The sequence below is a fragment of the Pseudomonas rosaeacicularis genome, assembly GCF_057128745.1.
Map to the genome: position 1 here is coordinate 86,132 of NZ_JBSKHT010000012.1, position 14,756 is coordinate 100,887.

Below are 14,756 nucleotides of genomic sequence, written 5' to 3' on the forward strand. Positions count from 1 at the left end.
AATGAAATGAACAGTCAAGCAAGCAGTTCGCGTAACCGAACCTGGCCTCATGCCCTGCTCGAATGCGCAGTACTGAGCAGCGCCATACTGCTGGCAAGCACTGCGGCCATGGCCAGTACGGCTCCGGCACCTGCGGCTGTCGCAAGCAAACAGGCGCCAAAAGACGGTGTCGTCAAAGAGCTGCAGCAAGCCAAGACCTACACCATCAGCAGCCCGCCGAGCGAACCGCTGATGATGGACAAGCCCAAGCTGCCGGACCTGTCCGGCTACACCGCACAAGCGGTGGAAAAGAAGATCGTGCGCAGCAAACCGGGCAAGGTGTCGATCAAGCGGATGATGCAGGAAGACTCGCTGAAGGAGTTCATCGGCGGCGATAACAAGATGGCCGAGTGGGTCTCACGTCAGCATGGGATCCCGCAGGCGATCTTCATTGATGACGGCTACATCAACCTTCGCGATCTGGCCAAGAAGGTGCCAAACCAGTACTTGAGCGAGACCTCGCCGGGCGTATTCATTGCGCGCCTGCCGATTGTGGTCGGCAAGAAAGGCATCCTCGAAGTCGATAAAAAGACCCAGGAACTGCGTTTGTCTCAAGAAGCCGGCGCGTTTGTGGTCAACGACAACATGCTGTTCATTACCGACACCAAGTTGACCGGCTGGAGCGAAAAAGCCAACGGCCCGTCCCTCTACAAGACGCCGAAGGAATTCCGCCCATTCCTGTTGTCTTGGGGTGGCACGCAGACCTACATCGTCAACACCAAGGTCGCGAGCCTGGGCTACAACAACAGCAAGTCGTACGGGGTGAGCATTTCCCAGTACACACCGAACATGAAGGCGGTGATGAAGCGTCCGGACCCTACCGGCTGGATCATCAACTCCGAATTCTCGGACCTGTGGTACGGCTTCTACTGCTATGAAGCCCGCGACTTCGTCGTCAAGGGCAGCACCTACCGCGACAACATCGTTTACGGCATCGACCCCCATGACCGTTCCCACGGTCTGATCATTGCCGAAAACACGGTGTTCGGGACCAAGAAAAAGCACGGCATCATCGTGTCCCGTGAAGTGAACGACAGCTTCATCATCAACAACAAAAGCTACGAAAATCACCTGTCCGGCGTCGTGCTCGACCGTAACAGCGTCAACAATCTGGTGGCTTACAACGAGATCTACCGCAACCACTCCGACGGCATCACGCTGTATGAAAGTGGCGACAACATGATCTGGGGCAACCGCGTATTCGCCAACCGTCGTCACGGGATTCGGGTCCGTAACAGCACCAACATCAGGCTGTACGAGAACCTCGCCATGGGTAATGGCCTGATGGGCGTCTACGGCCACATCAAGGACCTGAGCGACACCGACCGCGACATCAAGCTCGATCCGTTCGACGCCGAAGTGTCGCTGATCATGGTCGGCGGCAATCTTGCGTCCAACGGCTCCGGGCCTTTGTCCATCGACTCCCCGCTCAGCGTCGAGCTGTACAAGGTGTCGATGCTGGCGCCCACCAAAACCAGCGGCATCACCTTCAACGGGATTCTCGGCGACCGCCAGGATGAAATCCTCGACCTGCTGGTGCGCCAACAAAAAGCCGTATTGATCGACCCGGTCGAACGTCAGACAGACATGCGGGACTGAGGAATTTCTATGCACGCTCAACTGATCAAGTTTCTCAGCCTTTCCGGCCTGACCGCTGCGCTGTTCGCTGCGGGCAACGCCTACGCAGACGACGCAGCCGCCGCGCCAACTTTCAAGGCCGAGCCCTGCTGCAGTCTGTGCCCGGAAGCGCACGACGAGAAAAACTACGTTTCACGCTATCAGCAGAACTTCACCACGCTGGTCCAGGCGCAGGGCGACTGGCTGTTCCGGACCAAAGAAGACCTGCGCACCGAGTTCGACACCACGCCTGAAGGTTACGCGCGGATGAAAGAACTGCACGACGCGTTCAAGAGTAAAGGCGTAGAGCTGGTAGTGGTGTATCAGCCCACTCGCGGCCTGGTGGATCGCAACAAGCTGTTCCCGGCCGAACGCGACAAATTCGACTACAACACCGCGCTGAAAAACTATCAGGCGATGCTCGGCCGTTTCGCGAAAATGGGCTACACCGTGCCGGACTTGTCGCCGTTGACCAACGAGCAACAGGCCCACGATTTCTACTTCCGTGGCGACCAGCACTGGACCCCATACGGTGCCCAACGTACCGCGAAGATCGTCGCCGAATCGGTGAAGCAACTGCCGGAATTCGCCAGCGTGCCCAAGCGTGAATTCGAGTCTCACATCTCCGGCCGCATGGGCAAGAAAGGCACCCTGCACAACATGGCCGGTCAGTTGTGCAACTCCAGCTACGCGATCCAGTACATGGACATGTTCGAAACCGAGCCCAAGGGCGAGGCGGCGGACGGCGATCTGTTCGGCGACTCCGGGACCCCGGAAATCACCCTGGTCGGCACCAGCCACAGCGGCAAGAACTACAACTTCGCCGGGTTTCTTCAGGAATACATGGGCGCCGACGTATTGAACGTTTCATTCCCTGGCGGTGGCCTCGAAGGCTCGATGCTGCAGTACCTGGGCAGCGACGACTTCCAGAAACACCCACCGAAGATTCTCATCTGGGAATTCTCGCCGCTGTACCGTCTGGACCAGGAGACCATCTACCGCCAGATGATGTCCTTGCTGGACAACGGCTGCGAGGGCAAGCCGGCGCTCATGAGCGCCAGCACTTCGCTCAAGCCGGGCACCAACGAACTGTTGGTCAACGGCAAAAATGGCATCAAGGACGTGCGTAACGGCAGTAATCAGATCGATATCAAATTCGCCGACACCTCGGTGAAGACCCTTCAGGCCCGACTCTGGTACATGAACGGCCGCCACGAAGATTTGAAAATCGAGAAACCTGAAACATCCGATACCGACGGGCGCTTCGCCTTCGAACTGCGCGATGACAAGGACTGGGCTGACCAGCAATTGCTCGCACTGGAAGTACAGGGTCCGGAAGCGGGCACTGCACCCCAGCAAGTCGAAGCCAAAGTATGCAAACGCAACGTGTTCCCGAATGTCGCGCATCGCACCGCGCAAGCCGGGTTATGAGGCTCCTATGCACACTCCAAAAATGATGCTCCCTACTCTTCTCTCGCTGGCAGTGCTGTCATCGACCGTTTTCGCCAATAGCGCCAGCGCCGCCACGACACTCGTGCCGCCGCAGGGTTATTACGAAGGCGTGGAGAAATTCAAAAGTGGTGAGAACAAGTTCTCCTGCGACGCCATTCCGCAGCCGTACACCGACAAACTGGTGTTTCGCAGCAAGTACGAAGGCTCGGACAAGGCACGTTCCACGCTGAACAAGGCATCCGAACAGGCGTTCCGTGATGCGACCAAATCCATCACCACCATGGAGCGCAACACCAGCAAAGTGGTCATGCAGTACATGCGCGATGGTCGTCCGGAACAGCTCGACTGCGCGCTGAATATGTTGACCACTTGGGCCAAGGCCGATGCGCTGGAGTCCACCGACTTCAACCACACCGGCAAGTCCATGCGCAAATGGGCGTTGGGCAGTATGTCGTCGTCTTATCTGCGCCTGAAGTTCTCCGATTCGCACCCGTTGGCGACCCGCCAGCAGGACGCGAAGGTCATAGAAGCCTGGTTCAGCAAGCTGGGCGATCAGGTGGTGAGCGACTGGAACAACCTGCCGCTCGACAAAACCAACAACCATTCGTACTGGGCAGCCTGGTCGGTGATGGCAACGTCTGTGGCCACCAATCGCAAGGACTTGTTCGACTGGTCGGTGAAGGAGTTCCGCCTGGCCGCCAATCAGGTCGACGCGCAAGGTTTCCTGCCTAACGAGTTGAAGCGCAAGCAACGCGCCCTCGCCTATCACAACTACGCCCTGCCGCCGCTGGCGATGATCGCCAGTTTCGCTCAGGTAAACGGTGTGGATCTGCGTCCGGAAAACAACGGTGCGCTGAAGCGTCTGGGTGATCGGGTGCTGGCTGGCGTGAAGGATTCGGGTAGTGAATTCGCCGCCCGCGATGGTGAAAAGCAGGACATGACGGACCTGAAAACCGCCATGAAATTCGCCTGGCTGGAACCGTACTGCTCGCTGTACGACTGCAGCCCGGACGTGCTGGAACAGAAGCACAAGATGCAGCCGTTCAAGAACTTCCGCCTCGGCGGCGATCTGACCCGCACTTATGACCCGACGCATGAAAAGGGTGACAAAAGCGGTTCGTAATCGACGCGATTAACACCTGTGGGAGCGGACCTGTCCGCGATTGCGTCGGCCCCGGCAATGCATTCATTGGGGCAGATATCGATCGTTTGATCTGGCTCCTTCGCGGACAGGTCCGCTCCCACGGGTTTGGTTGTCGCTGACGCTTCAAACGTTTCACCCCCCCGCTCTGGAGCTGGGGGGGTATGGGGGGGCTTCGGCCCCTGGATGTTGGATAAACGGAGATATCAGGATGGTTTTCTCATCCAACGTGTTCCTGTTCTTGTTCTTGCCGGTGTTTCTCGGCTTGTACTACTTGAGCGGGCAACGCTATCGCAACCTGCTGCTGCTGATCGCCAGCTACGTGTTCTATGCCTGGTGGCGAGTGGACTTCCTGGCCCTGTTCGCAGCGGTCACGCTGTGGAACTACTGGATCGGCCTCAAGGTGGGCGCAGCAGGCGTGCGAACCAAACCGGCGCAGCGTTGGTTGCTGCTCGGCGTGGCCGTGGACTTGTGCATCCTGGGCTACTTCAAGTACGCCAACTTTGGCGTCGACAGCATCAACGCGATGATGACGTCGGTCGGTCTTTCGCCCTTCATCCTCACCCACGTACTGCTGCCGATCGGGATCTCGTTCTACATCTTCGAGTCCATCAGCTACATCATCGACGTGTACCGTGGCGACACCCCGGCGACGCGCAACCTGATCGACTTCGCTGCATTCGTTGCGATCTTCCCGCACCTGATTGCAGGACCGGTGCTGCGTTTCCGCGATCTGGCCGATCAGTTCAACAACCGCACACACACGCTGGACAAGTTCTCAGAGGGTGCCACCCGCTTCATGCAGGGCTTCATCAAGAAGGTGTTCATTGCCGACACGCTGGCGGTCGTTGCCGATCATTGCTTCGCCTTGCAGCACCCCACCACTGGGGATGCCTGGCTGGGCGCGCTGGCCTATACCGCGCAGTTGTATTTCGACTTTTCCGGTTACAGCGACATGGCCATCGGCCTGGGCCTGATGATGGGTTTCCGTTTCATGGAAAACTTCAAACAGCCTTACATCAGTCAGTCGATCACCGAGTTCTGGCGTCGTTGGCACATCAGCCTGTCCACCTGGCTGCGTGACTATCTGTACATCACCTTGGGCGGCAATCGTGGTGGCAAAATTGCGACCTACCGCAACCTGTTCCTGACGATGTTGCTGGGTGGTCTATGGCACGGCGCCAACATCACCTACATCGTCTGGGGTGCATGGCACGGCCTGTGGCTGGCAATTGAAAAGGCCCTTGGGATCAACACCACGCCGCGCAGTTTCAATCCGGTTCGCTGGGCGCTGACTTTCCTTTTGGTGGTCATGGGCTGGGTGATCTTCCGCTCGGAAAACCTGCACGTCGCCGGCCGCATGTATGGCGCGATGTTCAGCTTCAGTGAATGGCAGTTGTCCGAACTCAACCAGGCCAGCCTCACCGGTCTGCAAGTGGCAACGCTGGTAGTGGCGTACATCACGCTGGCGTTCTTCGGGTTGCGCGATTTCTACAAAAACCGCGCGCCTTTGAAAACCGATCGAGATAAGCCAGTAAAAGCTGATGGCCCTGCGACCGCGCAACCAGGCCTGATCAAAGCCGTACCGGGCGACAAGCCAGGCAGCATTCACCAGCCGGGTTTCACCGTGGGCGTCGAAGCCCAGGTTCAGCCGGCCTACTGGACTGCCGATTGGTCGCGCTACGTCATGCGCGGCTTGATTCTGCTGATGTTCGTGGCCTCGATTCTCAAACTCTCGGCGGCCAGTTTCTCGCCGTTCCTTTACTTCCAGTTCTGAGGAGCCTGACATGACCCGTTCATTACGAATCCTCTACATCGCGCTGTTTCTGGCGATCCTGCTGGCACTGGGAATCTGGTCCTTGCGCAGCTTCAGCGGCTTCTCGACGTCCCAGGAAACCACAGTGCTCAACGGTCGCTGGACCAAGGCTGTGGAAACCCATTACGACGAAGAGTTTCCGATCAAGCGCCTGGGCACCAACCTCTGGGCGGCGCTGGATTACAAGGTGTTCAACGAAGGTCGTCCCGGCGTTGTCCTGGGCAAGGACCAATGGCTCTACACCGACGAAGAATTCGATGCAGTGGCCAACGGCGAGCAGAACGAAGCAGACAACCTGGCAATCATTCAGGGCGTGCGCGATCAGCTGAAAAAGCAAGGCACAGAGCTGGTGCTGGCGATCATTCCGGCCAAGACCCGTCTGTATCCGGAGCATATCGGCAGCAATGCCCCGGCCACGCTGCACACTGACTTGTACCAGCAGTTTCATGCGCAAGTGAGTCAGGCAGGGATTTTTGCCCCTGACCTGCTGACCCCGCTGCAAAACGCCAAAAACAACGGCCAGGTGTTCCTGCGCACTGACACCCACTGGACGCCGATGGGCGCCGAAGTGGTTGCGCAGCAACTGGGTGCAGCGATCTCGAAGCAGACGCCACTGAACGGCGACCCGCAGACCTTCGTCACCGAAGCTAAAGCGAGCGAACCGTACAAGGGCGACCTGACCAACTTCCTGCCACTGGACCCATTGTTCAGCAACCTGCTGCCAAAACCCGATGATCTGCAACAACGCAGTACCAACCCTGCCACGCCTGAGGCTGACAGCGGTGATGCACTGTTTGCCGACAATCAGGTAGCAGTCGGCCTGGTCGGTACCAGCTACAGCGCCAACCCTAACTGGAACTTTGCCGGCGCCCTCAAGCAGGCGCTGAACAGTGACGTCGTCAATTACGCCGAAGACGGCCATGGCCCGATCCTGCCGATGCTCAAATATCTGCAGACCGACGCCTTCAAGAGCAGCCCGCCGCAGGTGCTGATCTGGGAATTCCCGGAGCGTTACCTGCCCGCTCACAACGACCTTGGCGAGTTCGATCCTCAGTGGATTGCCGAACTGAAAAAGGCCCGTGACCCTCAACAAAATCTGGCACTTAACGCCAACAACTCCGAGTCGCCCAACCGGGCGCAAAACTGAGAGGACTCTCAAAATGACCTTACAGACCACTCCAAATCGTTTGGCCACTTGCGTACGCACCAGCCGTCTGCTGAAAACCTGCGTCCTGGCCGCCAGCCTTGGCTTCGTCTCGTTGCAGGCTTACGCCGGTGACTCCGCGCTCTACGGCCCGACCGCACCCAAAGGCTCGACCTTTGTGCGGGTTTACAACGCCAGCAATGCCGAAGTCAGCGCCAGCGTCGGCAATACCAACCTGAGCGAAGTCGGCCCACTGGCCAGCAGCGACTTCAGCTTCATGCCCCAAGGCGATTACAGCGCCAAGATCGGCAGCCAGACCCTGCCGGTGAAACTCGCGGGCGATCACTACTACACCATCGTCAACAACACCTCAGGCACTCCGCAACTGGTCGAAGAGCCGCCATTCAAGAACAAGCAGAAGTCCCTGGTGCGCGTGCAGAACCTGAGCGACAAACCGCTGACCCTGAAGACCGCCGACGGCAAAACCGCCGTAGTTGAAGCGGTCAAAGCCAAGGGCACCGGCGAGCGCGAGATCAACCCGGTCAAAGTCAGCCTGGCCCTGTACGAAGGCGACAAGAAAGTCAGCGACGTCAAGCCCGTCGCACTGGAGCGTGGCGAAGCCGCCGTGCTGTATGTCACCGGTAGCGGCACCAACTTGTCCCCGGTCTGGGTAAAGCGCCCTACCGCGACTCGATAAGCGATTTCTGATTTCGGCAAATGGCTTCTGATTCTGGCCGCAGGCCGTAGGAGTTGGCTTGCCGACGATCTGCCGCGCAGCGGTAGTAACCCGGCGAACGGGGTGGTTCAGCTACACCTCGATCTCAGGTTTTACGACGGGTGCCCCGCCGATCGCCGGCAAGCCAGGCTCCTACGCCTTCGGCAGAAGCTCTTTGGCACGTGGCAGCTTCTGATTCTGGCCGCAGGCCGTAGGAGTAGGGCTTGCCCACGATCTGCCGCGCAGCGGTAGTAACCCGGCGAACGGGGTGGTTCAGCTACACCCTGACCTCAGGTTTACGCCTTCGGCAGAAGCGAGATATGCGGTCGGTGCTAGGCATTGTTGCCAAGAGAGCGCCGACCGATGCAAGACAACAATAAGCAAGACGAAACGACAGATACCGATTCAGCCCATTCGAACGCTTTTGCTATTGGAGAAACAAAATGATTCCAGTGATCTTGTCAGGTGGCAGCGGTTCCCGACTCTGGCCGCTTTCGCGCAAACAGTTCCCTAAACAGTTCCTGGCGCTGACCGGTAAGCACACCCTGTTTCAGCAAACCCTTGAGCGCCTGGTGTTCGAAGGCATGCAGCACCCCATCGTGGTGTGCAACAAGGAACACCGCTTCATCGTCAACGAGCAACTGGGTGCGCTGAACCTGGACACCCAATCCATCATCATGGAACCGTTCGGCCGCAATACCGCACCGGCCGTGGCCCTGACCGCAATGATGCTGGTCAACGAGGGTCGCGACGAACTGATGCTGGTACTGCCAGCCGACCACGTCATCGAAGATCAAAAAGCCCTGCAACGCGCACTGGCCCTGGCCACCGTTGCCGCCGAACGTGGCGAAATGGTGTTGTTCGGCATCCCGGCCACCAAGCCAGAAACCGGCTACGGCTACATCAAATCAACCGCCGACGCCCTGCTGCCTGAAGGTGTGAGCCGTGTTTCGCACTTCGTCGAAAAACCGGACGAAAAACGCGCCACCGAATTCGTCGAAGCCGGTGGTTACTTCTGGAACAGCGGCATGTTCCTGTTCCGTGCCAGCCGCTTCCTCGAAGAGCTGAAAAAGCACGACCCGGACATCTACGACACCTGCCTGCTGACCCTTGAGCGCAGCCAGCAAGAAGGCGACAGCGTCGAAATCGATCCGGCAACCTTTGCTCAGTGCCCGGACAACTCCATCGACTACGCCGTGATGGAAAAAACCCAACGCGCCTGCGTTGTGCCACTTTCAGCCGGCTGGAGCGACGTGGGTTGCTGGGCTTCGCTGTGGGCCGTGCATGACAAAGACGCCAACGGCAACGTCACCAAAGGCGACGTCATCTTGCAGGACAGCCGCAACTGCATGGTTCACGGCAACGGCAAACTGGTGTCAGTGATTGGTCTGGACGACATCGTTGTGGTCGAAACCAAAGACGCCATGATGATCGTCCACAAGGACAAGGTTCAGGGCGTCAAGCAGATGGTCAACACCCTGAACGAACAGGGTCGCACCGAAACCCAGAACCACCTTGAGGTCTATCGCCCGTGGGGCTCGTACGACTCCGTGGACATGGGCGGCCGTTTCCAGGTCAAGCGTATCTCGGTGAAGCCGGGCGCCAGCCTGTCGCTGCAGATGCACCATCACCGCGCCGAACACTGGATCGTTGTTTCGGGCACCGCTCAGGTCACCTGTGACGAGAACGTGTTCCTGCTCACTGAAAACCAGTCCACCTACATCCCGATCGCGTCGGTCCACCGCTTGCGAAACCCAGGCAAGATCCCGCTGGAAATCATCGAAGTCCAATCAGGCAGCTACCTGGGCGAAGACGATATCGAACGTTTCGAAGACGTCTATGGCCGCTCTAACAACTCGGCGGAAGCGGGGATAAAAACCCAAACCATCGCACGCTGATACTCGCGTTCAGCGAGCATCTCCTGCCCCCGTCAAGCTCTGCGAAGCCCCATGCGCAGTCGCTCGACGGGGGCTTTTTTGTGCGTGGGACATTCATTAGCTTTTGAACAAACTGTGGGAGCGGACCTGTCCGCGAATGCAGGGTTTCAGGCCACAGATGCATCGGATGTGACGACGTATTCGCGGACAGGTCCGCTCCCACGGGTTCCGCGCCGGCCCAAGTGAAATCAGAGATTTGGTCTAACCCTCCCCTTTCGGTACGATGCCCACATCTGCCCGTTCCGGACGCTCCCCATGATTTTCGGCGCCATACTGCTGCTCACCTGGCTGGTCCTGCTCTTACGTTACCCATCCAAAGCGTTGCCGGTTTCGCTGGCGGCGGCGGCAGGGCTGGGGATCGTTGCGCTGGGCGTGATCTGGCAGGACAGCCGCGACACGCAGCGGTTGGAACGGCTGCAACTGCGCCTGGACTATGCCCCTGAGCAATGCCCGATTGGCCGACCATTGCTGGTGCTGATCGATAACGGCAATAAGGTGCCGCTCAGCGAACTGCGCTGGAAGGTGGCCGCTTACGCACCAGGCGATACCGTCAATCTCGCCGAAGACACGTACACCGCCCCACGCTATCGCGGGCCTGGCGAATTGCTCCCCGGCAGCCAATGGCAGGACTGTCTCCCCTTGCCCCCATTGCGCGTGGGCTATCGACCGCAAACCCTTGAATTTCGCGCCGAACGATTGCAGGGCACGTTTTCGGATTAGCCCCTCCAGCCCCCACCAACAACGCTATGGGGGAGGAGGCTTGCTCGCGAGGCGTCGCAATGCCTTCCACATCGTCATCGTCCGACATAACGCTTCGCGAGCAAGCTCCCTCCCACACATCTCTACGCAAGGAACATCACGCCATGCCCGTTGCCCTCATTACCGGTTGTTCCAGCGGCATCGGTCGCGCCATGGCTGATGCCTTCAAGTCGGCGGGATATGAAGTATGGGCCACGGCTCGCAAGCCAGAAGACGTGTTGGCGCTCAACGCCGCAGGCTTCACCGGCATCGAGCTGGACGTCAATGACCCAACCGCGCTTGTGCGGCTGGTGGCCAGGCTCGACCAAACCAACACTGCGCTCGACGTGCTGATCAATAACGCAGGTTACGGCGGCATCGGCCCCTTGCTCGACGGCGGCGTCGAGGGGCTGCGCAGACAATTTGAAACCAACGTGTTTTCCATCGTCGGTGTCACTCGCGCACTGTTCCCAGCCCTGCGCCGCTGCAAAGGCCTGTTGGTCAACATTGGCAGCGTGTCCGGCGTATTGGTCACGCCGTTTGCCGGCGGTTATTGCGCATCCAAGGCGGCAGTGCATGCGATGAACGAAGCCTTGCGCCTGGAACTCGCGCCGTTCGGTATCCGCGTCATGGAAGTACAACCCGGAGCCATCGACACCCAGTTCGCCAACAACGCCAAACGCGAAGCAGAACAGCTGATCCACGAAGGCTCACCGTGGTGGCCGTTGCGCGACAGTATCCGCGCCCGCGCCAATGCTTCGCAGAACAACCCCACACCCGCCGTCGACTTTGCCCGAGACGTGCTCAGGGCCGTGCGCCAACCTAAACCGCCACGGTTATTGAGATCCGGAAACGGCTGCCACGCGCTGCCACTGCTGGCTTGGCTGCTGCCCAAGGGGTTGCTGGATCGGGTGTTGAGCAAACGGTTTGGGTTGGGCGGCAAACTCTGACAAAACGCCCCCCCTCGCTGCAAGCGTCAAGCCACTGCGCCAGGATGGACGGGCAAAGCCCCGCAGCCTCCCCTGCACAAATCAACGTGAAGAACGCTCCTGCCCTATCCCGACTGACGACATTTCCGACAGCCATCTCCTACACCCGGCGCCATAATCTGTGACGAACGTCAGCAACAACGCTGATGCCGACCGTCAAGGATGACGAACATGAACACGAACGACGCGCAACCCGCCGACCGAGCCCTGAACAGTACAGAGACTGAAAATGACGCACTGAATATCGCAATCGACGATATCGCGCACTTCTTCACCGACATCGTAAATCCCAGGCTTTTCAGCCCTATCGCCTATATCGAAACCGCAATCGCGCGACTGGTTGAGGAGTCCGACGCCGAGCCGCAAACAAAAGCCGCCATTACCAGCCAAACACTGATTACCGTCCGCTATATGGAACATCTGCCTGCGCCGTTCACAGGCCCTATTCAGGGCGGCGTACCGTCTATGCTGCCCAAAAGCCGGCAATTCAAGCTGTTCGACATCGTCACCGACAGCTACATCAAGCAGCTGCAAAACGGTACGAGCTTGCGCATCGTCTGGCCTCCCGAATATCCCAAAGCTCTCACCACCGCGTTGGAAAGTGCTGACTTGCAAAACGAATACAGAGCCGAGATCGATACAACGTTCGTGCGCCCGGATGTCGAGTACATTTCCAGACTGCTGATCGAAAACGAGTTGGACACGATTCTCAAGGCGTACCTGAACAGGGCCGAGATCAAACCCGACAATCGCAGCCTGGCGCAGGCCTGCCTGGATAAGCGAATCAAGCTCCAGACCGTCCATTTTCATCGCGCCAGCGGGGTTCAGCTCGGGCAGGTCGCGCGACTGGCGTGGCCTAAGGACAGCGAATACGCCAACCGAAACAGCTTGCTGATTTTCCTTGGGATGGTGCCCGAACAGGCGGTCCTGGAGCTGCCTGCCGACACCACCCAGCGCATGATATTTGTCACACGTTCGCCGACGCTCAAGCGTCTGATACTTGAACGACTGCCCATCTATGAAAGACTCAGGGAGGGTAACGACAGTCTGCTCTATCGTAAGATTTTCCTCGGCAAGAAAGTCATAACGCGGCCCTCTCTGACGTTCGCCAACAGTGAAGATATAGTCGGCGAGCTTTACGTGCTCAGACTGAACCGAATGTTGTCGGACATGGACACGCTGGTCTCCACCGACACCGAACGTTTCACTGACAAAAGCCTTGAACTGGGCGTGGCGATGTTGCAAGGACTCTCCATGGCCGTGCTGTTGCCGGCAGGCGGCGCGTTAGTGGCGGGGAGAATGGTCGCCTCGTTCCTTTTGGGGATGACGGCGTCGACGCTGGAGGGGATTCGAGGGTCTCTGGCCGACACGCCAGATCAGGCAAGCGAGCGCTATACATCCGCTTTCATCATGGGCGTTTCAGAAATAGCGGGGCCGCTTGCACAGAAGATACTTGGCAAAGCGCTATCAGCAGCGATGCAATCGAAGGTCAGCACCCGAGTGGCCAAATTATTGCGCCGCCACTACTTCCCCGGCGCTTCGCAGCTGCCTCACCAGGTCATCAGCACCGTACGCAAACCGACTGCGGCTCAAATCGAGCGCTTCAACGTCGCGCTCACCCAACAGCTTGCGACGGGCCCTGAGCATGCGCAGAAACTGGTCAGGGGTCAGGGCCGAATGTTGAACAAAGCCGTAGAAGGTCACGACCTGACGATCTGGCGCGGCCAGGTGTTTCGCGGCGACATGCGCCCACCCGAAGTAGTGTTCAAAGAAGGATTCCAGCTGCGCACGCCACCTGGAGATATCAAGCGCGATATTCACCAGGTCACCGGCGTGCGCGGCGGATTCGGGGGTGGCCACGATGCGCTGGACCCTGACGGCAAGGGCATTTCCACGTCGTTTTTCTATCTGGAGGAAAACACCGGAGCTTTCGTCTACGGCGGCGGCAAGGGTGGCTACACCTACCTCATCGATGCCCGCCGCTATGATGGCTACCACCTCTACGCCAACCATTACAAAGCGCAGTATCCGAAGGCCCCTGCGATAGAGTTCAAGCCGACCGAAATCAACTACGCCGAGGGGCTGGCCGGGTCTACAGTACTTGGGGCCTATGACCGGCAGGGCGTGTTTATCGCTAATCCCCCTGTCCTGCGCAAGCTGGCGCGCGAGCAAGCCAAGGCTGCAATCAAGGAACTTCTCGCGGCGGCGGCATCAGCGACGGTCATTAAATCGGGGGCTGCTTTGAACATTCATGCCCAAGCAGCAGATTTAGAGATTGACCCTGCGTATCTCTACAACTGATCACCCGGATTGACGATAACGGTACACGTAATACCCGCCGCCAACACCACGCCCGCCGGTACGTAATCCAGATGAATGCGTACCGGCACGCGCTGGGCCAGACGTACCCAGTTGAAGGTCGGATTGACGTCGGCGATCAGCTCGCGGCTCTCGGGGTTATCGCGGTCGTAGATGGCGCGGGCGATGCTTTCGACGTGGCCTTTCATGACTTCGCCGCTCATCAACTGCATGTCCGCCGGGTCACCGATATTGACGTGGGGCAATTTGGTTTCTTCGAAGAAGCCATAGACCCAGAACGAATTCATATCAACCACGGCCATCTTTGCTTCGCCGATGCGCGCGTAATCGCCGCGATGCACGTTGAGGTTGGTCACGTAGCCGTCCACCGCCGCCAGCACGCGCGTGCGTTTGAGGTTCAGTTCGGCGGCTTCCAGTTGCGCCTGGGCCAACTGGTAATCGGCCTGGGCCGAGGTGGCGACGTTGGAGGCGTCTTCGCGGCTTTCGGCTGAAATCACCAGATTGTCCATGTCGGCGCGACGGCTGGCGTTGACCTTGCGCATCTCCCACGTTGCTTTGCGCGACGACACCAGCGCCTGCGCCTGCTTGACCGCCAACTGATAATGCTCAGGGTCGATCTGCATCAACAGATCGCCCTTTTTCACTTGTTGGTTATCGCGCACCGGCACATCCACCACGGTGCCAGTCACATCGGCGGCGACGTTGATCACGTCCGCGCGCACTCGCCCGTCACGGGTCCAGGGCGTGTCCATGTAGTGAATCCACAGCAGCCGGCCTATCCAGATGGCCAACGCCAGCACCAGCAATGTGGCGATCAGACTGAAGAGCTTTTTCATCTCAAGCAACGAG

11 protein-coding genes are annotated in these 14,756 nt (G+C 58.8%); 10 read left to right on the forward strand and 1 reads right to left on the reverse strand.

Annotated features, from left to right (window positions below; genetic code table 11):
* Positions 1–6 precede the first annotated feature (6 nt).
* The 10 genes from algG to ACWKWM_RS16735 all read left to right on the forward strand — a co-directional run bounded on the left by algG (position 7) and on the right by ACWKWM_RS16735 (position 13,889).
* Positions 7–1,638 (forward strand): mannuronan 5-epimerase AlgG, encoded by a 1,632-nt coding sequence (algG, locus tag ACWKWM_RS16690; protein WP_483847195.1) that lies wholly within the window; start codon positions 7–9, stop codon positions 1,636–1,638.
* 9 nt (positions 1,639–1,647) lie between these two features.
* Positions 1,648–3,087 (forward strand): alginate O-acetyltransferase AlgX-related protein, encoded by a 1,440-nt coding sequence (locus tag ACWKWM_RS16695; RefSeq protein WP_483847196.1) that lies wholly within the window; start codon positions 1,648–1,650, stop codon positions 3,085–3,087.
* Between the two features lie 7 nt (positions 3,088–3,094).
* Positions 3,095–4,231: a mannuronate-specific alginate lyase gene (locus ACWKWM_RS16700; protein ID WP_483847197.1), complete on the forward strand. Its 1,137-nt coding sequence runs from the start codon at positions 3,095–3,097 to the stop codon at positions 4,229–4,231.
* A gap of 229 nt (positions 4,232–4,460) precedes the next feature.
* On the forward strand, positions 4,461–6,026 hold the full coding sequence (locus ACWKWM_RS16705; protein WP_483847198.1) for an MBOAT family O-acyltransferase: 1,566 nt from the start codon (positions 4,461–4,463) through the stop codon (positions 6,024–6,026).
* A gap of 10 nt (positions 6,027–6,036) precedes the next feature.
* Positions 6,037–7,212 carry an alginate O-acetyltransferase gene (locus tag ACWKWM_RS16710; RefSeq protein WP_483847199.1) on the forward strand — a complete coding sequence of 392 codons (1,176 nt, stop codon included), beginning with the start codon at positions 6,037–6,039 and terminating at the stop codon, positions 7,210–7,212.
* Between the two features lie 13 nt (positions 7,213–7,225).
* The gene (locus ACWKWM_RS16715; RefSeq protein WP_483847200.1) at positions 7,226–7,906 is read left to right on the forward strand and encodes an alginate O-acetyltransferase AlgF; all 681 of its coding nucleotides are present in this window, start codon (positions 7,226–7,228) and stop codon (positions 7,904–7,906) included.
* A gap of 461 nt (positions 7,907–8,367) precedes the next feature.
* Entirely contained in the window at positions 8,368–9,822 is a 1,455-nt protein-coding gene (locus ACWKWM_RS16720) for a mannose-1-phosphate guanylyltransferase/mannose-6-phosphate isomerase (protein WP_483847201.1), read from the forward strand.
* Positions 9,823–10,116: 294 nt separating this feature from the next.
* Positions 10,117–10,581: a multidrug transporter gene (locus ACWKWM_RS16725; RefSeq protein ID WP_483847202.1), complete on the forward strand. Its 465-nt coding sequence runs from the start codon at positions 10,117–10,119 to the stop codon at positions 10,579–10,581.
* Between the two features lie 143 nt (positions 10,582–10,724).
* Positions 10,725–11,549: an SDR family oxidoreductase gene (locus tag ACWKWM_RS16730; protein WP_483847203.1), complete on the forward strand. Its 825-nt coding sequence runs from the start codon at positions 10,725–10,727 to the stop codon at positions 11,547–11,549.
* A 210-nt stretch (positions 11,550–11,759) separates the two neighbouring features.
* On the forward strand, positions 11,760–13,889 hold the full coding sequence (locus tag ACWKWM_RS16735; protein WP_483847204.1) for a hypothetical protein: 2,130 nt from the start codon (positions 11,760–11,762) through the stop codon (positions 13,887–13,889).
* Here ACWKWM_RS16735 and ACWKWM_RS16740 read toward each other — a convergent pair.
* A complete protein-coding gene (locus ACWKWM_RS16740; protein WP_483847205.1) occupies positions 13,880–14,743 on the reverse strand; it encodes an efflux RND transporter periplasmic adaptor subunit in 864 nt (287 codons plus the stop codon). The two genes, ACWKWM_RS16735 and ACWKWM_RS16740, sit on opposite strands and share 10 nt — an antisense overlap.
* Positions 14,744–14,756 lie beyond the last annotated feature (13 nt).

Bases quoted from the DNA above. Each gene is read 5' to 3' on its own strand.
- algG (WP_483847195.1), top strand. From the start codon at position 7: ATGAACAGTCAAGCAAGCAGTTCGCGTAACCGAACCTGGCCTCATGCC.
- ACWKWM_RS16695 (WP_483847196.1), top strand. From the start codon at position 1,648: ATGCACGCTCAACTGATCAAGTTTCTCAGCCTTTCCGGCCTGACCGCT.
- ACWKWM_RS16700 (WP_483847197.1), top strand. From the start codon at position 3,095: ATGCACACTCCAAAAATGATGCTCCCTACTCTTCTCTCGCTGGCAGTG.
- ACWKWM_RS16705 (WP_483847198.1), top strand. From the start codon at position 4,461: ATGGTTTTCTCATCCAACGTGTTCCTGTTCTTGTTCTTGCCGGTGTTT.
- ACWKWM_RS16710 (WP_483847199.1), top strand. From the start codon at position 6,037: ATGACCCGTTCATTACGAATCCTCTACATCGCGCTGTTTCTGGCGATC.
- ACWKWM_RS16715 (WP_483847200.1), top strand. From the start codon at position 7,226: ATGACCTTACAGACCACTCCAAATCGTTTGGCCACTTGCGTACGCACC.
- ACWKWM_RS16720 (WP_483847201.1), top strand. From the start codon at position 8,368: ATGATTCCAGTGATCTTGTCAGGTGGCAGCGGTTCCCGACTCTGGCCG.
- ACWKWM_RS16725 (WP_483847202.1), top strand. From the start codon at position 10,117: ATGATTTTCGGCGCCATACTGCTGCTCACCTGGCTGGTCCTGCTCTTA.
- ACWKWM_RS16730 (WP_483847203.1), top strand. From the start codon at position 10,725: ATGCCCGTTGCCCTCATTACCGGTTGTTCCAGCGGCATCGGTCGCGCC.
- ACWKWM_RS16735 (WP_483847204.1), top strand. From the start codon at position 11,760: ATGAACACGAACGACGCGCAACCCGCCGACCGAGCCCTGAACAGTACA.
- ACWKWM_RS16740 (WP_483847205.1), bottom strand. From the start codon at position 14,743: ATGAAAAAGCTCTTCAGTCTGATCGCCACATTGCTGGTGCTGGCGTTG.